The sequence below is a fragment of the Neisseria basseii genome (genome assembly GCF_962707005.1).
GTDB lineage: Bacteria > Pseudomonadota > Gammaproteobacteria > Burkholderiales > Neisseriaceae > Neisseria > Neisseria bergeri.
Genome location: NZ_CAUIXH010000026.1, coordinates 1 through 22,959, shown reverse-complemented (window position 1 = coordinate 22,959; position 22,959 = coordinate 1). Strand labels below are relative to the sequence as shown.

Sequence of the window (22,959 nt, the reverse complement as noted above, 5' to 3'; positions counted from 1 at the left end):
CTTTTTTTAGGAAAATTCAACCGGTAGGGGACCGATACGCTGTTTCATCTCCTAGCTTAGGGAGAGTAGGGGGGATACGACCTTAGTTTTAGTATCCGTAATTTCATCATTTTTTTCGTCAAGGGAATATACACAGAGGATGATTCAAAACCGGCAGGCAAAAAAAGACCGCTTCTGAACTGCACCCCAAAAGTTGGACATCTTACCGACTTTAGGAGGTGCAGTTTTTTATGGCAAAATATTCAGATGAATTCCGACTTGCCGTCGTCCAATACTATTTGGCAGGAAACGGTAGCACAAGAACAGCAAACCATTTTTCTATTTCTGATTCATTGGTACGCAGATGGGTGACAAGATACAGATTACACGGAGAGAGCGGCATCAAAAAGCATACGACAAAATATTCGGTCGAATACAAACTTGAGGCAATCCGCCCGGTGATGGGGCAGGGAATGTCCCAAAAAGCTGCCGCAGACCAACTGAATCTGCCCGACTGCTCCATCTTGCTGCAATGGTTGCGCCTCTACCGTTTGAATGGTATTAACGGTTTAAAGCCCAAACCCAAAGGAAGAAAGCCCGTGAAAAAACAGCATCCGCCGCAAACGAAAAAATCCGACTATCTGAAAACCAAGGAAGAACTGCTTGCGGAATTGGCTTAACCCCGAAAGTCTATATGTTGAACACCGGCCTGATGGCCTACCTGACCAAATGGCTGACACCAGTAACCATTCAAAACGGAGCCAAGAGCGGGCAGTTTTTTGAAAATTTTGTCGTGGGCAAAATCATCAAATCCTTCCACAACCAAGGCCAAGAACCGCCGATTTATTTTTACCGCGACACCAATCAAAAAGAAATCGACCTACTGATCGAACATCGGCAGATGCTGTATCCCGTTGAAATCAAAGCCACCGCCAATCCCAATAAAAAAATGGCCGCCGCTTTCAACCTGCTGCGCAACACGCTGCCGGCAAACGAATTGGGCATCGCCCACGGTACGATTATCAACCAGTATCCGCAAAAAATCTGGTTGGCGGAGAATTTGGTTGCCGTGCCTGCAGCCTATGTTTGAGGCTGCCTGAAACTATTTTCGAGCTAACGCTTTATCTTTCTTTTTACGACACCCTCGGCGGAAATTTCCTCATTTTCTGTTGTTGAGCCGATGAAATAATCTTGGTCGTAGTGGTAAAACAGTTCGTCCAAAATACGTATCGGGTTGGTCATGCGGTCATCTCGCAGGTGTAACAGATCCCGTTCGCGCAGAACGTACAGCTCATGCCCTTTGGCCATGCGGAAATATTGCCATAAACTCATTACCTGCAAAGGTGGTAGGTCATCATCTGCGGTATTACTGACATACAGCCCATACAGCTGCAACAGGGTGGTCAAGGCCATCATCGCTTTATTATTGTCCGAACCAGAATATTGCCGCCATTTTGCCAGCTTGGCTTTGGCAACTCGCGGAATGACTCGCACATACTCGATGTTTTTTTCGGGGTGTGCGGTGGTTTTGGGAGCCAGTTCTTCAGGCAAACCGGATCCGGGTAACACCGTCTGCCACGTTTCGCCCCAAACCGGTTTTTGTTTCGCCTGCGCGTATTCTTCCAGCCGAATATAGATGTCTATAGCCATGCGGACGGCTTCTTCAAACGAATAATCCCAAGCCCGGCCATCAGTTTGCACGGCTATGCCCGCAGCGGGATCGTATTGCCGTAGTCGTTCGGTTGCTTCCAGTTGGTAGGCACTTGCCCACATGTTTACCACGCGGTACAAGGTTAGGGGCAGCCGTAAGGCCAAATCTTCCCATTCTTCAGTTTCTGAAGCTGTATTTTCAGGTAGCCCGACCGGATAAAACACGGCGGGGAAAAAACGACCCCCGTATGCAGGCTGGGTGAAAACAACTTGCGGCCTGTTGCCCAAACGTAATTCGATCTTACCCAGCTGTGATTCTGGTGCTGCCAGGATCTTGAAAGCGTCTGCTATTTCCTGTCCATCAAGATCGTAGAACACGAAGCCGGCATGCTGCAAAAATAACACAATCGCAAAATTGATAAACACACTGGAACTGACATTGTAGCCGCTCATGCGCCGCCAGCAGGTTAATGCCGCCCCCACGTCCTGCTTCAAGTTTCCATTGGGAAAACGGCAGGTAAAACGGAAACTGTTCCAGCCGTTAATGATGGGGGCATCTATAAAATTAAATGTGTTGTCATAAAATTGGTACTGTTCAGCCGTTTTGGCGATGGCAGCCTCCACGGCCCAGGTAACGCAGTCGTTCATAGTGATGACCAAGCCATCTGGATTGTATACGCTAAGCAGATCGGCCGCCTTCTGCAGGCAGACCCTCGGGATCTCGTTTAACAGGATCTGCTCACTCCACTCTTCCGTCATGGTGGCAGCCGCCTTCTCGGCCTTCGCTGCCTTGCGCATCTTTCGGGCAGACCAAGCTGCCAAATGCGCTGAGTCAAATACAACTGATTCTTTCTCTGATTCTTTTTGTTCAATCATTTTCTAAGAGTCATCTACGGATAACAGAACTGATTCTACTGTAAGTATCTGTACTAAACAAAATCATCTAGTAGGATTTGTAGAATCCCGCCAATAACACTCATAAATTAAACTTGAAAAGCATTAATTGACAAACTAAAGCATTTTTGATATTTTCTCTTTAGGTAATTCTTAGATAAACTTATTGACAGATTATTCAAGGAGCCGCCATGGCCTTCTCTAACGATATCCGGGTTGATGCCATTGTAGCCACCCATGAAGAAACACAGGCAATGTTTGCACCAGTTGAATCAAATACATTGAATCATCATGGTTCTGATGGTTCTAGTCGGAGCAACCGCCGAGGAATCGAAGATCAGCCAGCTGATACCTTTCCAACAATCTGCTTGGTGGATGAGGAGCAACAACCGTCTCTGCGGCAGTTGATCACGCGATGTGGCCAACAAAAAGAGGGCTATACCCATAAAGTCATGTTGCAAAAATTGATGAATCCCAAGAAGTTGGTTTTATTTAAGAATATTGAGTATGTGCTGGAAAAATTGAATTCGTTGGCACAGAAAATGCCAAATTTCAAAGAAGTGATTCTGGATGTGCAGGCACAAGTCGTGCTGCAGGGAAGGATAGGGCAAGCCTTGGTCTGCCAGCCGATGATATTGGTTGGCAATCCGGGAACGGGTAAAAGTCATTTTGTTAGCGAGTTGGCTGTGGTTTTGGGTTTGCCCCTCTTCGAGAAATCGTTTGAAAACGTGACCACCGGTGCGGCCTTAAGCGGGACAAGCAGCAAATGGATCAACGGCGCACCAGGTGCGGTGGTGCAGAGAATGTCGGATAGCGATACCGCCAATTTCCTATTTTTTATTGATGAAATCGAAAAAGCTGTGAAAGACGAGCGCTATCCTTCCCCTTTAAATGTACTGCACTCGCTGTGGGAATCGGAAACTGCCCGAAAATTTCACGATGATTTCCTAGAACTGCCGATTAATACTGCTTATATCAACTGGATCGCGGCGGCAAACAGTTTGAACCGCATTCCGGCCAGTATCCTGTCTCGGGCAACCGTTTATCACATCGCGTTGCCGACAACGGAACAAATGCACCGGATGATTGATGGTTTTTATGCCTCCTACCGTGCCGAATACCGGATGGAACATTGCACCCCGGCTAAATTGAATGACGAAGTGGTTCGTGCTTTGGCAAAGGAGTCGCCACGTGATGCCAAAAAAAGGCTGGGCCTGGCTCTGGCTCGGGCGTTTTTGGCGAATAGTCAATATGCCGAAATTAAGTTACATCATCTGCCGTTGCTATATGGCAATGTGTCACAGACAGAGGATGAATGCGTATCCATTACCGGGCTGCTACATTAAGGAGGTGCTACATCATCATAGGCGGGTGTTGCTTTTCCAGTTTGGCACAGAACTCTTCCAGTACAAGGCTGGGGTTCAGCTCCAGTGCTTGGCAGTATCTCACAAACTCGGCAATGTCTAAGCGCCGCTCACCCGTTTCAACCTTCCCGATAAACGACAAAATGACCCCCATGCGTTCTGCCAACATTTTTTGGGTTAAATTCAGCTCCAAACGGCGGCCGACTAAGGTTTGCCGCAGCCATGCCATTTCGGGGGAATAAAGGGAGGGACGCATTCTTTTCATAGGAAAATCATAGTGTATTGCTTAATATTCCCCAATTTGGGATAATGGGATATTGCAGGTTGTTAACCTATATCTTTGAACTTGAGCCTACCCTTCAGGCTATCTGATAACTGTGTGATTTTTTACAGGAGAACGTTTGATGAAGAAGTCAATATACCTATTACCTTTAGTGAGCTTGTTGACCGCGTGCGGTGGCGAGCCGAGCAATAGCGACATTAAAGGAGTGCTGGCGGAAACCTTGGCACAGATGAATCATTATTCGACGGGAAATCCGATGGCGGGCGAAATGTTGGAAAAGATACAAAGCAACCTGTCTGTCAGCAAAGCGGGAAGCTGTGTGAAGGACGATACAGAAGGGAAGCGCTTTGAGTGCCCGATCAGCTACGAAGTCGGCGAATATGAAATCGACGGGATAAAAGTACCTGCCTATACCGGTTCGACTACCATTGTGCTGGTTCGCACCGATTCAGGCTGGACAGCACATTAAACACTGCCATCTGTTTTTTCTTTTTAACTTTCCCATAAGGAGCATGGTCATGACGACTGAAAACCAAAACAATGCCTCCATCACAAATACATCTAGTGCCGGTAATGGCATCAGCAAACGCTTGGTGGCGGCCTTGTTGGCCATATTTTTGGGTTGCTTGGGCGCACATAAGTTTTATTTGGGTATCAATAAGGTAGGTTTGATCTATCTACTGGTCAGCATACTGGGATCTTTTTTGTTAATCCCAATACTCGTGATCAGCGTGTTAAGCCTGATTGACGGCATCAAATACCTGATGTGTAGCGATGAAGAGTTTGAGCGTGTGTATGTACAGGGCAAAAAGGCTTGGTTTTAATCCTTAACCCTTAATCCAACGTTTAGGCTGCCTGAAAATCATCAGGTAGTCTAAACACCGGTTACTATTTCTTTTAACTCACTTTTTCTTCGAAAAGGGAAGCAAGGATGAAAAAATTAGTTTGTATTGCCATGTTGACTGTATCATTAGTCGCTTGCTCTAAAAAGGATGCTAATAATAGCAATTTTCAGGATGCTATCCAGAAAGGCTTTGATGAAGGTAGGGCAAACCACAGCGCAGGAATGTGTTTAAGCATCAATACAAATGGAAGCATGCGACTAGGTATTATTTTTGATGAGGACAGCCAAAAGATTTCTATTAGCGACGCTTCTTCTGATGATGTTACCCAAGAACGTATTGACACTTTAACTGATGCTGGTTTGATTGACCCGGAATCTAATGATGGACATACCTTTAAGGTAAGTGAAATGGGGAAACCATTTTTGCGCAATGTCCTCGACAATAGATTTCCAGCTTTTTGTACAGGTAGATACACCATCAAGGTTGAATCATTCAGCGAGCCAGTCAACGATGGCAAACGCACGTATTCAGAGGTTGCCTACACTGCGACGCTCGTTGATCAAGCTCCGTGGTTAAATAATCAAAAAGTTCAAAAAGCTATGTCATCTAGGGTAATGGAACCGCATTATGCTACTGTTTATCTAACCGATAATGGTTGGGTTATGGAAGATAATAGCGATACTGCTGGTATGAAAACAAGTATTCTACCAGAACCGAGCTTATACATGTATTGATGCAGAAAAGTTTTAGAAATCAACAGTATTGTTTACACTTTCAGCTTTTTCTTGAACAGTCGATTCAGCAGATATTTGATATTATCAAGGATATCAATCAGCACGAAAAAATCTCTGTGTTTTTGATAATGGCGGAAAAGTGTAAACAATACGACGTTTTCCAATATGTGTAGCCTTTATGCAATGAAACAAACCAAGAAATGCAGAGTTGCTAATAATGAACAAGCTGATTTTGAATACTAAATTAAAAACCGTCGCAGCCGTCTGTGCAACGATATTCTTGACCGCCTGCGGAGGCGGTGGTGGCGGCGGTGGAGGAAGTTCTCCCGACTGGAACAGTACGCCTACCGCGCCCGGTGTATCCAATACCGGCAGTGCCAATACTCCCGACACCCCCGAACCGGACAAGCCGGGCTTCGGCAAAAACTGCAAAGGCTACGCCCTCTGCGTGGAAGACCATCTCAAACCGGACAGTACGGAAAATGCACCGGCACCGAATTTGAACATCAATCCTGTTGCAGGGGAACTCCCCCCTGTTTTAAACGGATATCCCGAAGCTAATCCGCATCTGGATTTTAACGACCTGACCCAGTACAAAAACGCGATTAACCTGAAAACCGCACACGATCTCGGCTACAAAGGTAAAGGCGCGGTTGTCGGTGTGGTCGATGACGATATATCCGATTATGCCGAACTGTTCGGCAGCGCGACCCGCATCAGCTACGGGTGCAGCGGCCACCAGGCCGGAATCTCGGAACTGGACAGGCTTGCCTGCCCGGGCATAGTATCCGACGGTACGGAAGACATGAATATCGATCCGGCGTATCTCACCGTCAAAGTCCGCCCGTTTGATGTGTATGACAACGCGAAACTCAATCGTGTGTTCCGTGATTTCGAAAACCCGACTTTCCAGCAAGGTGCGCCCCACTCGGGCACGTTGAACCATATGGATGAAGTCAGCTATCTGCTTGCCGGACGCGCCGTGCCCGGCTACGGCACGGGCGGCGTGGCACCGGAGGCCAAACTGGTCGGCTATGACGTGCGGGGCAAATTCAATGAAGGGAGCGTTACTGAAGGCTGGCAATACGCCATCAGTAAAGGCGCGAAAATCATCAATAACAGCTATGGTGTATCGGACATGAGTGATGCCGAGCACGTTGCCAAGTTCAATGCGGATGCCAATTCGCTGCGCTTTCGCAAGATGGACGAACATATCCGCAAAGACGGCGTGCTGTTTGTCTTTGCGGCAGGAAACGACGGGTTGACTTATGGCAGCTATGAGGGATTCCTTCCATACGCCTATCCGAAAGCGCAAAAAGGCCTCATCGTAGCCGCCGGGCTGGAAAACGACGGTACGATTGCCAAAAGTTCGAACCGCTGCGGCCTGATGGCGCAGTGGTGCCTATCCGCGCCATATCAAACCGGTGTCTTGTTTAAAGGCCGTCAATACGTGGACGCCTTGGACAAAAATATGATTATCCGAGGCTCGAACGACAAACCGCTTCTCGGGTTGGGAAGCCGTGGAACGTCGCTGTCCGCCCCCCTTGTCAGTGGAACGGCGGCGCTGGTGTTGGGCCGCTATCCGTGGATGTCCAACGACAACCTGCGTACCACCATCCTGACTACCGCGCAGGACATAGGTGCCAAAGGCGTGGACAGCGTGTACGGCTGGGGTCTGCTCAATGCCGGTAAAGCAGTCAAAGGCCCTGCTCAGTTCGCCTTCGGTATGTTTGATGCGAATGTGACGGGCGAGGACACCGTGTCTTTCTTTGAAAACGACATCAGCGGCAATGGCGGATTGAACAAAACCGGCGACGGCCGCCTCATCCTTGACGGTGAAAACACCTACACGGGCGTGACCAATGTAATGGGCGGCATGCTCTCCGTCAACAAAAGCATTACTTCGGACGTATATAGCGGAAGCAAGTTCCATTTGAACGACAATGCCAGAGTGAAAGGCAATGTACAGGTTGATGTCAACGGCTTCCTCTTTGGCGGCAACAACAGCACCATCGACGGCAATCTAACCTTTACTCAAAACGGCAATCTGTTTGTCCAGTTGGGCGATGTCCTCAATGTGACCGGCAAAACCGAGTTTGGCGACACCGGCGGTATCTGGCTGGGCGGCGTAAGCAAATACTACGCCCGTCCGAACGAACGCCTGATTACCTTCCTGCGTTCAGAGGGCGGCATTACTGCAAAAGACGGACAGGTTCAGCGCGTCTATGCCGACGGCGAGATGGTCTCCCGCGACAAAGTCGGCACCGCCACAGGCAAAGACCTGTACTACAGTCTGCGCCGCAACAATGTCAATACAGTTGCCATGACGGTTAAAGAACGCCTCGATCCCGTACTCGCCCATAATGTCGTACAGGGCGGACGCAACCTCGAAAACCTGATGGAGGAAGCCGACAAACTGAGCGACAAAGAATTGGCAACCGGTTCTTACGCGCAGACAGGCAGGTTGCTCATCCGCGCCCAAAGCGAACGCACGGACGGAACCGCAACCATGTTGGAACAGTTGGCCGCCGGGATTCACGCCAACAGCACCAATGTCTTTGCGGAGACTCAAAGCCGCCGCCTGAAATCGACAGCCGACAAACTTGACCGACCGCTTAAAACCGGCGAAACAGATGTCTTTGCCGAAACCAAACGCGACACCGGCGACTGGAAACACGGGGCGGCGTCCGGCGGTCTGACGGACTTCCGCCAAACCCTGGGTGTCAAATACCAGGCTGGCGAACAAACCACACTTGCCGCCGCGTTTGACGCCGGTCAAACCAAATGGGACGAGAACACCCGTGGTAGCGCAGCCGTCAACAGCTTCGGTCTGAATGCCGGTGTCCGTCACAATCTGGACAACATGACTTTTGTCAAAGCCCTCTTGGGTTACAGCGGCTACAAGAACAAAACCGCCCGCCTGAACGGTGTCGATATCCGCGCCGAAGGTGAAGCAGAAGGTTCGCTGACACAGGCCGCCCTATTATCCGGTTTCCGCCTCCCCGTTTTCGGCAGCGGCCTGCTGGAGACCGAAATAGGTGCCCGTTTGGATATACTCAGACAAAAGGCGTTTGAAGAAAAAGGCGGTGCGCTGGCATGGAAAGCCGATAAACTCTCCGAAACCACCCCCGTCGGACTGCTCAACGTCCGCCTGACACAACCGCTGAACGACAAAACCGCCCTCTTCGGTTTTGCAGGTGTCGAACATGACTTCAAAAAACGCGATTACGCCCTGACGGGGATGTTTAAAGGTGCGAATCAGGCTCGTGGCAAAACCGGTGCATGGGATATGCCGCAAACCCGTTGGAATGCAGGTCTCGGTATCCGCGCAGAATTGGGCAGAGGTTGGAGCGCCTTCGGCAATTACGAGCACACAGGCAGCAGCCGATACAAAAGCAACAGCCTGAAAGCCGGTGTCGGATATCGGTTCTGACCGTCAAAAAAACGCCATGTTTGAAACGTGGCGTTTTTCTTCAGGCTGACGTATTTCCGTGCAATAACCCTACCCGAAGCCCTAAAACGCACAGAAAACGCCGCAGCGCGCCAAAAACTGGCAGAGCTGCGGCGGATGTTGGACGAGCACCTGAGTTGAGATTGCTCAATGCGGAGCACCCGAATATTTCGGGAAGCTTGGGAAGCTAGCTTGTATGATTGGGATATGAACGCATTGCCTCTTCTAATTTTAGGAAATCAATACAAAATCTATCATATCCAAATCTCTTGGTAATGGCATATTCGTATGTTTTTAAAGCTATGCCTAAAAGTTTGGCTTTATTCTCTTCTTGTTTAATGAAGTTAATTTCGTTTATGAGTAGAGATGTGTATTTAGGGTCTTTGCTTCGCTCTGATGCAAAATCAATCTCAGTTATTGCGCATTCTGGTATTGGCAGCATAAATGCTGTTCTAACGGTAGCTATTTGTTTTCCTCCTTGAGAGACTTTAAAGTCTGGGCGATTATTTTTCTTTTGCGAGGAAAGTGGTGCGAAGTAGGATATGCCATTAATTGATAAAATAACACCAACGAATGGACGAACGTTGCCAGTCTTTATTTGCGGGACGCGAGAATCAAAATTTCTTAAATAATTCAGGTAGTTATCATTTATCCTGTATAATTTCATCTTAAAATTCCCATAAAAAAAGGACACTAAATATTTTAGTATCCTTTTTATAAATTATGTAGCACTTACGGTAGCTGACACCAATTATGTAGCACTTACGGTAGCTGACACCAATTTGTTTCTTGATTTGATTGTACCAAAAATTTTGTTAATTGGCGTTAAGTTAATTTGATATATCTTTATTTTTTTGTTTTGGACGGCATAGGTTTTCCACGTCTATACCAAGTAGCGCGGGAAATGCCGAAGTGTTCCCACGGTTTATTACGGCTGATAGAGTTCTCTCGGTCAGGATTGCAGTAGGGGGTTCTTTTTTTCCATAAGGTCAAATTTTCCTTTTCCGATGAAGACAAATGCGGTTCCATCTTATCCAGTAGCCGGTACACTGCCTGTTTGTCTTCCGGTGCGGGAAACCACTCATCCAACATTACTGTTCCAAGAATACCGTCTTGTAACACAGTGGTGTACAGGAGATCAACACAGGCGCGCGGATGGTCGGCAAGCCACACCGGCGCATTTTCTGGGAAATAACCCATTCTATTCAGCCTTGCCGTGCCGTCAATAATACCGTCTCGGCCAAGCAGATCGTTGGTATTTTTCTTTTGCCCTTCCCCATAGATATAGATATCTTCCGGGAAAGCATTATCGTGTAATGAACCGGCGCTGTGCCAATCGCCGGTTCCGTCCGGGCTGATGATATTCAAGGCAACAATGCTGCTGACATATCTATCGGGTGTCGTAGGTGGAATATATAGCATGACAAGTCTCCTAAAATATCTTTAACGTGTCGTTTTTTCGTGTTTTTCGTGCAATATCACACCTTTTGGCGTGCGTAAATTCAAACGGAAAAATCCCGTATGATTTCCGGATCGGATTTGGGTGCGTATTTTTTCACCGTATTTTCGTAAGCATGAATAAAATATTCTTAAAACTGCGTATATTCCCCTGTCTCATAGTAGGAGATAACGGCGGATGAATAATCCCGATAACTGTCCGAATCCAGTACGCATGGAAAAATTTTCTCCCTCATCAAGGAGAGAGCCATACAGTTTCTGGCGGTGCGTTTGTTGCAATCCTTGAAAAATTGCAGGTAGGCCAAATTATTAGGGACTGTACTAGATAACGGTTAAAAACCCCATTCGAACGAAATGGCAAGGTTTATACCGTCGTTGTCCTTAATGCGCAATCAGCAACATTATTGCCGATTATCCGAGAGAAAGTTAAGTCTGATGGCATTGTGTATACGGATACCTTTCGTAGTTATGATGTACTTGATGTCAGTGAATTTAGCCATTTACGCAAGTTTTCCAGTATTTGACTGGCAATTTAAAACAATCGGAATTTGTCCCATTTGTCGGCCAAGTCTTTACTTGCTTGGCCGTTTGAATTTAAAAAGCAGTCTATCTACTTTCCGACCTTTTTTTCTGTTGTAAGGTCTATGACCCAATAGCATTCCCAAAGAGCATTTTGGACGGTATTTAAAGGAATGTGAATAGCGGTTTAACAACAGTGAAATAGAATCTAAAATTCAGATTTGAAGACAATTAGTTAATGGGAATTTGGTCTAGTTATCTAGTACAGCCCCAAAAATTATGCACAAACCTCAATCACAAGCCATTATTTAAATAACTTTCATTTTTTACTTTGCTCTTTTATTTCGGATATACATTTGTGAACGATTTCCTGACAACCTAGATTCAAAAATATCAATTACACTCACTAAATCTCCCAACTTCGTATAACCATAATTTTTACTATCAAAAGATGATTGGTTATTGATAATCTTCCCAACATTACTCAATAATGCCCAACCGTCTTCATCACAACTATTGGCAATGGCTTCTCTTAATAAATTCATTAATGTGGTATCACATTTAAGTTCATTAGCAGTTCTCTTCCGAATTTGAGCTGGTTGAGCATTTGCCCCACTACTTTTATCAAAACTTGCATCTAAAAATAAAAATTTGCTACATGCAGCAACTAACGACTTAGGTGTTTTATGTTCGCCAAAACCAATGACTTGTTTCCCTTCCATTTTTATTCTCATTGCTAACGGTGTGAAATCACAATCGGAAGAAACAATGCAAAAAACGTCTATTTTATCTTGAAATAATAAATCCATTACATCTATGGTCATCGCCATATCCGTTGCATTCTTACCCTTTGTATAATCAAACTGTTGAACAGGTGCTAGAGCATAATCCAATAAGACAGCTTCCCAACCTTTTAATTGTTCACTTTTCCAATTCCCATAAATTTTTCTTATCATTACTGAACCATAATTTGCAAGCTCATTAAGAATAAAATCAATTTTCCCAAAAGGTGCGTTATCCGCATCTATAAAAAGAGCGACAATAGATTGCTCAGGTATATTCTTCAATTTGTTTTCCCCCTATGTTATTTATTATTTCAGACGACCTCGTGAGGTCGTCTGAAATTCCTCTTATCAAATCTTACAAGCCCCGCCCGCGCAGCCGTCATCCTGAATGCTGTTAGTTACAATTCTCCCTAACAACTCCCCCAACTTTGCCAACCCACGCGGTTGGAGCAACAAGGTCGGGGGCTTTCTTTCAGTGGCATTGTGCCACAATCTTCCTTCCGCATTTTTGGCTGACGGTTACGTTTTTAATTTCGCCAACGACGTCGCGGCTGTTGCGATAGCGAATCCAGCCGATTTTCGGGAGATACAGGCGGTTATTTTGTTGTTCCAGTTTACAGCCTTGCGGAAAACGAAAGCTCTCTTTCAAGCCTTTTTTCTTGAATTTCGGGAAGCCGGAACGCTTTTGAAAGAAGTTTTTGAACGCGCTTTCAAGGTCTTTTAACGACTGCTGCAAAACCTGACTGTGGCAGTCTTTCAACCAGGTTAATTCACGTTTCCATTCGGGCAGCAGATTGGCTATTTTCGTATAACTGAACTTGACACTGTTATCTTGCCCATATTGCTCATTCTGCCAAGCCAACGCCCGATTGAAGACAAAACGGGAACAGCCGAAAAACTGTTTCATTCTGCGGATTTGTGCGCCGTTTGGCATAATTCCGAACTTAAAGGTTTTGCGTATAATCATAGTGGTATGATTATACCTTTGGTTTGTGTCTGTACCTTATATCTCCGCCCTGAAGGACGGAGTTTTACGGCACAGGGCTGATAAAACGGCGGATATAATCAAATACATGTAATGAGATTCCCAAAATCTTGGTAATGATGTATATTAGTTAAGTTAGCTAATTATGAGAAGTGTTATGTTTCAAGCAAATATTCATCAGGCAAAAACCAATTTGAGTCAATTGATTCAAAGAGCAGAAGCAGGGGAAATCGTTATTATTGCGAAAGCAGGTAAGCCTTGCGTCCAACTAACCGGTATTGAAAAACCGGCACGAAATGCAGGAAGGTTGAAAAAATTCAGTCATATGGGAAATACGGATATTTCACGTATTCTTGAGGATGACAATGAAACGGCAGCTTTATTTGAGGAGTCGGCTCTGTGAGAAAGATTCTGCTTGATACCCATGCTTTGCTGTGGTGGTTGTTGGATGACAAGAAACTGGGGACATCTGCACGCAAACTGATAGAAAATCCGAGAAATGTGATCTTTGTCAGTGCAGCAAGTATTTGGGAAATTTCCATCAAGCAGAACAAGGGGTTGTTGAAATTACCGGACGAGTTTTTTGATGTGCTTCAAGAAGAGGATTTTGAAATGCTGCCTATAGGTCTGTTTCATGCAAAACAGGCTGGAAGCCTTCCGGAGATACACAAAGACCCTTTTGATAGGATGTTGATTGCACAAACCCAAGCGGAAGGCTTTGAACTGATGACTGTCGATGAATATATTCCGCAGTATGGAATTAGAGTTGTCAACGCATCAAGCTGATAAATACAAAAACTGTGTACACAAGAAAGACCGCCGAGGCGGTCTTTCGGTTATTGTCTTCGCTTAAAAGCCAGACTTCCGTCGCGGCCTATAAATCAGTCATTGTTTAAACCTTACTGTAAAACTGTACAACTGCTAAACTGTAAACACAGAAAGAAGCAATACTAACAGCACAAAACAACAGATGCTCAAACTCCATTAGTGCATTATTCTGACTTTTTTCGTTGCCTGATGTATTGATGCTATTTGTGCTGTTCTTATATATGTTGATGCTGGTTACGTCGCGTTTTTTCGGAAAATTCAACCGGTAGGAGACCGATACGCTGTTTCATCTCCTTGCTTAGGGAGAGTAGGGGGCTGATACGACCTTAGTTTTGGTATCCCTAATATCATCATTTTTTTTGTCAAGGCTGTGTTGTAACAATCCCTTGATTTTAAATATTTGCAAGGTAAAAGACTATTATTCGGTTAGACGCAAACCTATCCAAAGGGAATTCCGCACGGATTTCTTTGCAACCAAAATACCTAAGATGCTGATAGGGAATATATTTAGTAGGCTCTGAATTGATTGGTTTGCTGCAACGAAGTACGGTAAAATTTCAAAAGTCCTTAAGTAAGGTAGAAAATCATGTCAGCCCTAAGCCGCCTGCTCAATCAGTTCCAAGAATTTTCCCAATCGCAACGAGATAAGGGAACTTCGTTTGAAAATCTGATTATCAAATATTTCCAAACCGAACCTTGTTATCAAAGCAGGTATGTGAAGGTGCAGGTCTATTGCGAATGGGCAGACGAAAATATAAATGATTTAGGTTTTGAGTACAAAAACGATACCGGCATTGATTTGGTGCTGACAGATATAGATGGCAGTTTTCATGCTGTTCAATGTAAAAATTATTCATCAGACCGCACGATTCAGAAATCTGACATTGACAGTTTTTTTACTGCTTCGGGGAAGACTTGGTTTACGCATCGCTATATTGTCGCAACGACAGACAAGTGGTCAAATAATGCGCGGGAGTCCCTTAATCATCAAATTATTCCGGTTTCTGTAATCAATTTAGCTAATTTGGAAAACAGCAGTATAGACTGGGAACAATTCAATTTTTCTGCCCGGCAGCCTGCCCTTAAATCCAAAAAGAGTTTGCGCCCACATCAACAAAGTGCCTTAAAAAGTGTTGAAACCCGATTTAATGGAGGAGAAACACGCGGTAAGCTGATTATGGCTTGTGGTACGGGTAAAACGTTTACTGCGCTGAAAATCGCTGAAAAAATGGCTGGTAAAGGCAAGCGGGTACTCTTCCTAGTACCAAGCTTATCATTGTTGAGCCAAACCTTACGCGAATGGAATCAAGACACAGAAACACCATTGATTAACTTTGCTGTTTGTTCTGATAGCGATGTAGGCAAAAAACACAATGAAGATAGTGTCCTAGCCAATCTTAGCGATTTACAGTTTCCGGCAACAACCAATGCCAAAAGCCTTGCAAACGCGGTACACGTGGTAGAGCAGAAAAATAAACAGCAAACCATGACTGTTGTTTATTCTACTTATCATTCCATTGATGTGATTCACCAGGCTCAATCACTGCATAATCTGCCTGAGTTTGATTTAATCATTTGCGATGAAGCACACCGCACTACCGGCGCAACGTTTGATGGAGAAGACGAATCCGCTTTTGTCCGCATACACGATGCTGACTACATCAAAGGCGCAAAACGGTTGTATATGACGGCTACCCCGCGTATCTATGGAGAAGCCGCTAAAACAACCGAAGGCGTGGTTTTGTATTCTATGGATGACGAAACCCATTACGGCAAGGAATTTTTCGTTCTAACATTCTCTCAAGCCGTTTCAGACGGCCTATTGGTCGATTATAAAGTTATTGTCTTAGCCATTGAAGAAAGTCATATCCAACGCCGCATCCAAAACCTGCTCACTGACGGCAACAATGAACTCAAAGTCGATGATGCCGCCAAAATTGTAGGCTGCTGGAAAGCACTTTCCAAATACGGTCTAAGCGGCGAAGAAGGTGCGCTGTACAATCCAATGCGACGTGCCGTTGCCTTCTGCCAAGTCATTGAGAAAGAATACAAAGGCAGTAAACACAAAGTCAGTTCAAAACTAATTGCCGAAATGTTCCAAACCGTGATTGAAGAATACCAGCAGGCAGAACGTACTGCCTTGCTCAAACAAAATCCCGATTTGAAACTGCCACCGCAACTGGCCATGACCTGTCAAGCCGAACATGTGGACGGCGGCATGAACGCAGGTGAAAAAGAAAGCAAGCTGCAATGGCTAAAAGCACCCGAAGGGCTGCCTGAAAATACCTGCCGCATCCTCTCCAATGTCCGCTGCCTGTCTGAAGGCGTGGACGTACCTGCACTAGATGCCGTGTTATTCCTTACTCCTCGCAACTCCCAAGTTGATGTCGTGCAGTCGGTCGGCCGCGTCATGCGCCGTGCCGAAGGCAAACAACAGGGCTACGTTATCCTTCCTGTCGTTATCCCTGCAGGTGTAGAAGCCGAAGACGCATTAGACAAAAATGAAAACTACCGAGTTGTCTGGCAGGTACTCAACGCCCTACGTGCACACGATGACCGCTTCGATGCCATGATTAACAAATTGGAGTTCAACGGTAAAGATACCCAGAAAATGGAAGTTATCGCCATTGCCGACAAAGTTTCTCCCAAGATCAAACGAAGCAGCAAAAAAGACCAAACCTTACGCGAAACCAAGGCTAGCTACGGCATAGGCAGTCCCACCACACCCGCGCCAGTACAAGAAAGCTTCCAATTCGAAATCGGCGAAATCGAACGCGCCCTCTACGCAAAAATTGTCAAAAAATGTGGCAACCGCCACCATTGGGAAGACTGGGCAGACGACATTGCCAAAATTGCTCGTACTCATATCGACAGCATCAACGCCATTCTGGAAAACCCTGCCAACGAAACAGAGCGCACAGCCTTCGAGGCCTTTGCTGCCGAACTGCGCGACGACCTCAACAACGCCGTTAGCGACGAAGAAATCGTCGAAATGCTGGCTCAACACATGATTACCAAACCTGTATTCGACGCACTGTTTTCCGATTACAGCTTTGCCGAACACAATCCCATGAGCTGTGCCATGCAGAAAGTGCTGGATTTATTGCAGCAGAAAAACCTGCACAAAGAGCGCAATACCCTGCAATCCTTCTACGACTCCGTCCACCTGCGTGCCAGCGGCATCGAAACCGCCGAAGGCAAACAAAAAATCGTCGTGGAACTCTACGACAAATTCTTCCGCAACGCCTTCCCGCGCATGACAGAACGGCTCGGCATTGTTTACACGCCCGTCGAAGTCGTCGATTTCATCATCAAAAGCGTGGAAGACGTCTTACAGCACGAATTTAAAAGCAGCCTGCAAGACAAAGGCGTGCACATCCTCGACCCCTTCACCGGCACAGGCACCTTCATTACCCGCCTGCTGCAAAGCGGCATCATCCCGCGCGACAGGCTGCCTGAAAAATACAAAAGCGAAATCCACGCCAACGAAATCGTCCTGCTCGCCTACTACATCGCCGCCATCAACATCGAATCCGCCTACCACGGCATACTGGCAGGTAACATTGACGGCAATGTTTCAGACGACGTCCCCTACGTTCCCTTTGAAGGTATCTGCCTGACCGATACCTTCCAAATGTACGAGAAAGGCGACATGCTGGACGAAATGCTGGTGGACAACAGCGCACGCCGCAAACGGCAGAAAGCCTTGGACATCCGTGTCATTATCGGCAATCCGCCCTATTCCGCAGGGCAGGAATCCGCCAACGACAACAATGCCAACATCGAATATCCGCATCTTGATGCACGCATCCGAGAAACCTATGCCGAACACTCCGCCGCCACCAATAAAAACGCCCTGTACGACAGCTACATCCGCGCCATCCGCTGGGCATCCGACCGCATCGGGCAGCAGGGCGTTATCGGCTTCGTAACCAATTCAGGCTGGGTAGAAGCCAATACCGCAGACGGATTGCGCAAATGTTTGGCGGAAGAATTTTCCAGCCTGTATATCTTCCACCTGCGCGGTAACGCCCGCACATCGGGCGAACGCCGCCGCAAAGAAAAAGACAACGTTTTTGGACAAGGCACACGCACCCCGATTGCCGTCTCCATCCTTGTCAAAAACCCGCAGTCCGAAAAACGGGGGCAGATTTATTTCCACGACATCGGCGACTACCTGACCCGCGAACAGAAGCTGGAAACCATCGCTGAACTTGGCAGCATCAACGGCATTGCCGAACGACGGGGATGGCAGGAAATCGTCCCCGACGAATTTAACGACTGGCTCAACCAGCGCGACCCGAATTTTGATAATTACATCAGCTTGGGGGATAAGAAGGATAAAAAGGCTTTGGTGGTGTTTGAGAATTATTCGAGAGGCGCAGAAACAGGGCGAGATGCTTGGTGCTACAACTTTTCAGACGACCTTTTGCGTCTGAATATCCAGAGAATGATTGGTTTTTATAACAATGAAGTAACACGTTTTCAGACAGCCTATGAAAGGCTATCTGAAAACCAAAAAATACAGATTGATGATTTTATCGATAAGGATGAAACCAAAATTAGCTGGACTTCAAGTTTGAAAGCAAATTTAGAGCGTGGGATTTTACTAGAATTTGATGAAACAAAAATTGTTGATAGTTTATATCGACCATATTCCAAACAAAGGACATATTTCAATGGAGGATTAACCCATCGTGTCGGGCAGTTACAGCATATGTTCCCTAATAATCTGGAAACTAATCAAGTAATTTCCGTAACAGGACGCGGTTCAACCAAAGAATTTTCCGCCCTAATCAGCAATGAAATCCCCGATTTGGAGATGATTTCCAAAGGGCAGTGCTTCCCATTGGACGTATATGAATTTTCAGACGGCGTAGAAACAGCCGAACGAACGAACGAACGAACGAACGAACGAACGAACGAACGAACGAAATTATACACCGCGAAGTACCGTCCAATATCGCCATCTGCCTCACCACGACCGGCAGCAAGGGCTTCTCTGTGCTTATCACCGACCAAATCCCCGATTTACACCTTATCGGCGACGCACAATGCTTTCCGATGTTCCTCTACGAGACGGAGTAACCAACATGACGATTTGTATTACAGGACTGGGCACGACCAAAGGCTTTTCCGTGCTGATGACCGATGCGATACCCGATGTCCAGTTGCAGATGAACGGGCAATGCTTCCCAATGTTCCTCTACGAAACGGAGGAAGCGTAATGGAAAATCAAGACCTGTTCACTGCTGAAATACCGTCTGAAAAGCAGCCTGCACAGAAAAAGCTCATCCTCCGCTCCGCCATCACCGACGACGCGCTGGCTCATTTCCGCGAGCCGTATTCCGCCGCCGATGCCGCCCGAATTGGCAAAGAAGACATCTTCTATTACATCTACGGCCTGCTGCACAGCGAAGAATACCGCGAACGTTACGCCGACAATTTAAGCAAACAGCTACCACGCATTCCGCGCATGAAAACTTACGCTGATTTTGCTGCATTCAGTCAGGCTGGACGTGATTTAGCGGCACTGCACCTGAACTACGAAACCGTACCGATGTATCAAGACGTAAAATTTTCAGGTAGCCTGAAAGGGTTGAAACTTACACCGCAGCAAATCATTGGAGGTACAGCCGAAGATTTCCGCGTGATCAAAATGAAATTTGCCAAAAAAGACGATAAAACCAAAATCGTCTACAACGGCAAAATTACTGTGGAAAACATCCCCGAAGCCGCCTACGACTACATCGTCAATGGCAAATCCGCGATTGAATGGGTGATGGAACGCCAAGCCGTCAGCGTTGACAAAAAATCAGGCATCACCAACGATGCCAACGACTGGGCGGCAGATACCATGCACAATCCGCGTTATCCGTTAGAATTGTTGCTTAGAGTGGTCAACGTGAGCATAAAAACACAAGAGATAGTGAATAATCTGCCGGCTTTGGACATTCAATGATGATGAAAAAAGACTGCTTCTTCGTCTGCTTTGAGTTTGTCTAAATGTTGGTTAATTTCGGTATTGGCTTGTTGAACATTTTTACTAAAATCTTGGCTGACGGTTCTTTGCAAGTCCAACTCGTTTTGCACTGCTTCTCTGTCAAATACGTTTTTCAGGCTGCCTGAAACATTGATTTGTGTATTGCTGCCTGACAACAATGCACCTTATCTGCCCGTATCTGAATCACCGGGATACCTATTTTCGATAAGGCTAAACATTTAGGCGCATTAGAAGCCAATCGTGATGTATGCCAAATCTCGACCGCCAATTTTCTCTGCCACCTTATCTCATGTCTGAGTAGGGAGGAGTTACCCGGTTGATCAAATTCCAGTAAAACATCGATATAAAAAGTTTTGCCATCTATCTCTATCCGAATTTAGAGTGACAACGTAAAATTATAGATGAAGCTAAGAAAATGGATTTTACATAGCTGGAATCTATGAGGAAAAGGCGAGTGGGGTAGATGCAAGTCGTCCCGAATTGAATCGACTCATTGACGATCTTCAGGAAGGTGATTGGGTTATTGCTGAACGAATTGATCGAATCACTCGCCTCCCACCTCGTGAGGCAGAATTACTGATTCAAAGAATCACCGAAAAAGGAGCCAGGCTGCATGTGCCTGACGTTTTTTCTTTCGGGAACTTAGATGAACTTATGGGGGAGGGTGATTCACTTCCAAAATATTTAACCGAACCATTGATGGAAGCCTTGCAGAAAATGTTCTTGCGTATGGCGTTGAGCATTGCCCATGAGGATTGGAAGACAAGAAGAGATCGTGCAAACCAAGGTATTGCACGAGCAAAAAAAGAAGGGTGGATGAAAGGCCAGCCTGCAAATAAACAACTCCATAATGACATTATAGAAATGACATTAAATGGAGTCAGCATTACCCGCATTGCCTCTATCCTCAAATGCAGTTCTTCGACTGTCAGTCTCGTTCGAAGGAGGCATAAGGAAAAGCATAAATCGAGTGACAAGGATCAGCTTGATATTTTCAATGTCTCTGGGCGGAAACCCACTCGGCAAAGAATGGTTTGAAAACCCGCTGTTCATTACTGCTTCCTTGATGTGTTTTTATCTCTATATATTGAATACGACCAACTTATTGGAGATTATTTAGAAACAAGGGGGCAGATTATCATCTTACTTTGAACACCTAGAAACACCTATGAAAATTCAACAAGAACGAATATCTATTTTAGAAAAGGCAAAAAACTCAACAAATGACCCCATCTACCCTCTTCATTAAAACGAAATCTGATTTGCAGCCTGTACACCAACTAGGCAAGGGATAGTATAAAAAGAAAACAGCCCATAAGGGCTGTTTTCTTTTGTTCTATTCCTTTGATACTGCGTCAAGCAGTGTAGTCCAATCTGAAGGAGGATTTCCGTTCCCCAGCATTTTTTTGAACACGGTATATGCATCATTTTTACCGCCATAAGTTCTTTTCGTACCCGAGTCGTTTACCCATGCGAGAATGATGATTTTACTGTTTGAGTCATAACGGAAAAACAATCGATATCTACCCATAAACTTGGCACGTCGCCAAAATTTGTATTCCGAGCCGAGTGTCTTGCCAAGCCGATATTCCGGGCTATCCGGATTAAGGGCAATATTTTCTATTTCGTCTAAGATCCGTTTCAGCAGTTTGGTCTCTTCGGATCTACTGGATTTTTCGGATCGTTTCTGGCTTTCTATCGTAGTGGCCAGTCTGTCTAATTGCTGCGTAAAGCATTCGTGTTCGTAAACGGTATATCCGTTTATCTGCATGGGAGAGTCAGGCATATTAGTCTTTCATATCTGTCTCCCAAGTCAGTTGGCGAAGGCGGTTAAAGCGTGATTGAGATGTGGGTTTGATGGAATTCGGATTTTTTGTCATAGAATTTTCCAAAAAATGCAGGAATTTTCCAACAACTGGATCATGCTCAAATTCTTCTTCCTCAGTATTGTTTTTTTCTAGCAATACCTGTCTGCTGTCTAAGACGGAAAAACGGATTTTGTCCTGTTTTTCCAGTCCCAATGCCTTGCGTACTGACTCGGGAATGGTTGTTTGGTTTTTGCTGGTCATAGTTGACACTGCATCAAAAATAATCTTCATGGTCTCTTTGCCCTGCCTTCATTCAAATTTACTGTTGCTACTTGCGACTTCAATGTCCTAGTTACGCACATCTTCTACTTAACGGCTTGGGAACTTATTGATATTGTTAAAAACTGCTTAGATTAAAGCATTCTGTTCATTGTAAGGAAATTTCCTTACGAAGTCAATACCCAATCCCTTCGACCTTTAAATGAGCAGGGCAATCGCATTGCTGCACTCTTCATCATCCTGTTTGCTTTGAGAGGGTAAGATTTCCCCAAGACATCCATAAAATCTGTGGATAACATTAATCGAATATAAAAGGTCGCCTGGTTAGACGACCTTTTATATTACCGTGGACTCCCTTATATATTGCGTCCCGTCAGAGGGGCGCAATATATACGGCAAGAATGTGAAACAGAAATCAGGTTTGAACCGGGCGATACTAGACCAATCTTGGTTCGAGTTCAGACGGCAGTTGGACTATAAAACGCAATGGCTAGGCGGTTTTTTAACCGCTGTTCCGCCGCAAAATACAAGCAGAACTTGTCCTTGTTGCGGTTATACCGCGAAGGAAAACCGCCAAACGCAGGCTGATTTTGAATGAGTAGAATGCGGCTATACGGGAAATGCGGATGTGGTTGGGGCGTTGAACATTTTGGAGCGTGGGCGAGCTATCGTCCAAGTGTAAATATCAGGCTGGGACACAGCCGTAGAGCTTGTGAAGTGAACTTCATTGAGAGGTCAGCAACAAGAACCCACCGAGAGTAGCCCGCGCAAAGCGTGGGAGCTGGTAGGAATCCCCGTCCTTTAGGGCGGGGAGGATGTCAATGCTATTTTAGTACCTCGCAATCCAATTCATTTGGAGGTTGTTATTTGTTATAATTTTTGTGTAATGCTGTTTCAAAACAGTCAGAATTGATTTGGCTACGTATTAAAGCCTTTAAGCATATCGTTTTTTCATTCTGAACAATATAGAATCTCGACGGAGAGAGTAAGTGCATGGCCTCTTTCGGTAACACTTTCGGTGTTCTCATTCCTAAACCAGCCGCCCCAGCCATGGTGTCTCAAGGCTCTGCCAATCCACCCGAGCCGCTGACCA

At 45.8% G+C, this 22,959-nt stretch carries 21 protein-coding genes and 4 pseudogenes; 14 read left to right on the top strand and 11 right to left on the bottom strand.

Annotation, left to right across the window (positions count from 1 at the left end):
• Positions 1-230 precede the first annotated feature (230 nt).
• Positions 231-659, top strand: coding sequence for a helix-turn-helix domain-containing protein (locus Q9I99_RS10360; protein WP_301667485.1), 429 nt, complete (start codon positions 231-233; stop codon positions 657-659).
• 14 nt (positions 660-673) lie between these two features.
• A complete protein-coding gene (locus tag Q9I99_RS10355) occupies positions 674-1,069 on the top strand; it encodes a DUF4143 domain-containing protein (protein WP_239990884.1) in 396 nt (131 codons plus the stop codon).
• Between the two features lie 23 nt (positions 1,070-1,092).
• Here Q9I99_RS10355 and Q9I99_RS10350 read toward each other — a convergent pair whose 3' ends face one another.
• Positions 1,093-2,505 (bottom strand): hypothetical protein, encoded by a 1,413-nt coding sequence (locus Q9I99_RS10350; protein WP_196429087.1) that lies wholly within the window; start codon positions 2,503-2,505, stop codon positions 1,093-1,095.
• Positions 2,506-2,714: 209 nt separating this feature from the next.
• On the opposite strand from Q9I99_RS10350, the gene Q9I99_RS10345 reads away from it, so the two are divergent.
• On the top strand, positions 2,715-3,869 hold the full coding sequence (locus Q9I99_RS10345; RefSeq protein ID WP_301667484.1) for an AAA family ATPase: 1,155 nt from the start codon (positions 2,715-2,717) through the stop codon (positions 3,867-3,869).
• A 7-nt stretch (positions 3,870-3,876) separates the two neighbouring features.
• On the opposite strand, the gene Q9I99_RS10340 is transcribed toward Q9I99_RS10345, so the two are convergent.
• Positions 3,877-4,152, bottom strand: coding sequence for a helix-turn-helix domain-containing protein (locus Q9I99_RS10340; protein ID WP_025458200.1), 276 nt, complete (start codon positions 4,150-4,152; stop codon positions 3,877-3,879).
• A gap of 169 nt (positions 4,153-4,321) precedes the next feature.
• Here Q9I99_RS10340 and Q9I99_RS10335 point away from each other — a divergent pair, with 169 nt between their 5' ends.
• From Q9I99_RS10335 to Q9I99_RS10320, 4 genes are all read left to right on the top strand, one after another.
• Positions 4,322-4,639, top strand: coding sequence for a hypothetical protein (locus Q9I99_RS10335; protein WP_304666223.1), 318 nt, complete (start codon positions 4,322-4,324; stop codon positions 4,637-4,639).
• A gap of 49 nt (positions 4,640-4,688) precedes the next feature.
• Positions 4,689-4,994, top strand: coding sequence for a TM2 domain-containing protein (locus Q9I99_RS10330; RefSeq protein WP_025458202.1), 306 nt, complete (start codon positions 4,689-4,691; stop codon positions 4,992-4,994).
• A gap of 107 nt (positions 4,995-5,101) precedes the next feature.
• Positions 5,102-5,749 carry an SEN1982 family lipoprotein gene (locus tag Q9I99_RS10325; protein ID WP_301667482.1) on the top strand — a complete coding sequence of 216 codons (648 nt, stop codon included), beginning with the start codon at positions 5,102-5,104 and terminating at the stop codon, positions 5,747-5,749.
• Between the two features lie 217 nt (positions 5,750-5,966).
• Positions 5,967-9,182, top strand: a complete 3,216-nt coding sequence (locus tag Q9I99_RS10320) for a S8 family serine peptidase (protein ID WP_301667481.1) — start codon at positions 5,967-5,969, stop codon at positions 9,180-9,182.
• 205 nt (positions 9,183-9,387) lie between these two features.
• On the opposite strand, the gene Q9I99_RS10315 is transcribed toward Q9I99_RS10320, so the two are convergent.
• From Q9I99_RS10315 to Q9I99_RS11495, 3 genes and pseudogenes are all read right to left on the bottom strand, one after another.
• On the bottom strand, positions 9,388-9,867 hold the full coding sequence (locus Q9I99_RS10315) for a type III toxin-antitoxin system ToxN/AbiQ family toxin (protein ID WP_301667480.1): 480 nt from the start codon (positions 9,865-9,867) through the stop codon (positions 9,388-9,390).
• A 179-nt stretch (positions 9,868-10,046) separates the two neighbouring features.
• A complete protein-coding gene (locus tag Q9I99_RS10310; protein WP_301667479.1) occupies positions 10,047-10,622 on the bottom strand; it encodes a hypothetical protein in 576 nt (191 codons plus the stop codon).
• Positions 10,623-10,702: 80 nt separating this feature from the next.
• Positions 10,703-10,969, bottom strand: a pseudogene (locus tag Q9I99_RS11495) (Fic family protein); the annotation flags it as partial.
• A 36-nt stretch (positions 10,970-11,005) separates the two neighbouring features.
• On the opposite strand from Q9I99_RS11495, the pseudogene Q9I99_RS10305 reads away from it, so the two are divergent.
• Positions 11,006-11,164 (top strand): annotated as a pseudogene (locus Q9I99_RS10305) (IS1595 family transposase); the annotation flags it as partial.
• Between the two features lie 339 nt (positions 11,165-11,503).
• Here Q9I99_RS10305 and Q9I99_RS10295 read toward each other — a convergent pair.
• Both Q9I99_RS10295 and Q9I99_RS10290 read right to left on the bottom strand, forming a co-directional pair.
• Positions 11,504-12,244: an NYN domain-containing protein gene (locus Q9I99_RS10295; RefSeq protein ID WP_301667478.1), complete on the bottom strand. Its 741-nt coding sequence runs from the start codon at positions 12,242-12,244 to the stop codon at positions 11,504-11,506.
• A 190-nt stretch (positions 12,245-12,434) separates the two neighbouring features.
• Positions 12,435-12,929 (bottom strand): RNA-guided endonuclease InsQ/TnpB family protein, encoded by a 495-nt coding sequence (locus Q9I99_RS10290; protein ID WP_301667477.1) that lies wholly within the window; start codon positions 12,927-12,929, stop codon positions 12,435-12,437.
• Positions 12,930-13,104: 175 nt separating this feature from the next.
• Between Q9I99_RS10290 and Q9I99_RS10285 the strand changes: the two genes are divergently transcribed.
• The 4 genes and pseudogenes from Q9I99_RS10285 to Q9I99_RS10275 all read left to right on the top strand — a co-directional run bounded on the left by Q9I99_RS10285 (position 13,105) and on the right by Q9I99_RS10275 (position 19,737).
• Positions 13,105-13,350, top strand: coding sequence for a type II toxin-antitoxin system Phd/YefM family antitoxin (locus tag Q9I99_RS10285; protein ID WP_002218918.1), 246 nt, complete (start codon positions 13,105-13,107; stop codon positions 13,348-13,350).
• On the top strand, positions 13,347-13,733 hold the full coding sequence (locus Q9I99_RS10280) for a type II toxin-antitoxin system VapC family toxin (RefSeq protein WP_107862977.1): 387 nt from the start codon (positions 13,347-13,349) through the stop codon (positions 13,731-13,733). Before Q9I99_RS10285 ends, Q9I99_RS10280 begins: the two co-directional genes overlap by 4 nt.
• Positions 13,734-14,361: 628 nt before the next feature.
• Positions 14,362-14,832: pseudogene (locus Q9I99_RS11585) on the top strand (restriction endonuclease); the annotation flags it as partial.
• Positions 14,833-14,874: 42 nt separating this feature from the next.
• Entirely contained in the window at positions 14,875-19,737 is a 4,863-nt protein-coding gene (locus Q9I99_RS10275) for a DEAD/DEAH box helicase (RefSeq protein WP_304666222.1), read from the top strand.
• Here Q9I99_RS10275 and Q9I99_RS10270 read toward each other — a convergent pair.
• Both Q9I99_RS10270 and Q9I99_RS11475 read right to left on the bottom strand, forming a co-directional pair.
• Complete coding sequence (locus Q9I99_RS10270) at positions 19,731-19,934, bottom strand: hypothetical protein (RefSeq protein WP_153063807.1); 204 nt, start codon at positions 19,932-19,934, stop codon at positions 19,731-19,733. The two genes, Q9I99_RS10275 and Q9I99_RS10270, sit on opposite strands and share 7 nt — an antisense overlap.
• 8 nt (positions 19,935-19,942) lie before the next feature.
• Positions 19,943-20,152, bottom strand: a pseudogene (locus tag Q9I99_RS11475) (hypothetical protein); the annotation flags it as partial.
• Between the two features lie 53 nt (positions 20,153-20,205).
• Between Q9I99_RS11475 and Q9I99_RS10265 the strand changes: the two are divergent.
• Positions 20,206-20,817, top strand: coding sequence for a recombinase family protein (locus Q9I99_RS10265; protein WP_308447775.1), 612 nt, complete (start codon positions 20,206-20,208; stop codon positions 20,815-20,817).
• Positions 20,818-21,115: 298 nt separating this feature from the next.
• On the opposite strand, the gene Q9I99_RS10260 is transcribed toward Q9I99_RS10265, so the two are convergent.
• Complete coding sequence (locus tag Q9I99_RS10260) at positions 21,116-21,565, bottom strand: type II toxin-antitoxin system YhaV family toxin (RefSeq protein WP_107697268.1); 450 nt, start codon at positions 21,563-21,565, stop codon at positions 21,116-21,118.
• A gap of 1 nt (position 21,566) precedes the next feature.
• Entirely contained in the window at positions 21,567-21,878 is a 312-nt protein-coding gene (locus Q9I99_RS10255; RefSeq protein ID WP_118778807.1) for a type II toxin-antitoxin system PrlF family antitoxin, read from the bottom strand.
• A gap of 334 nt (positions 21,879-22,212) precedes the next feature.
• On the opposite strand from Q9I99_RS10255, the gene Q9I99_RS10250 reads away from it, so the two are divergent.
• On the top strand, positions 22,213-22,464 hold the full coding sequence (locus tag Q9I99_RS10250) for a zinc ribbon domain-containing protein (RefSeq protein WP_308447774.1): 252 nt from the start codon (positions 22,213-22,215) through the stop codon (positions 22,462-22,464).
• Positions 22,465-22,959 lie beyond the last annotated feature (495 nt).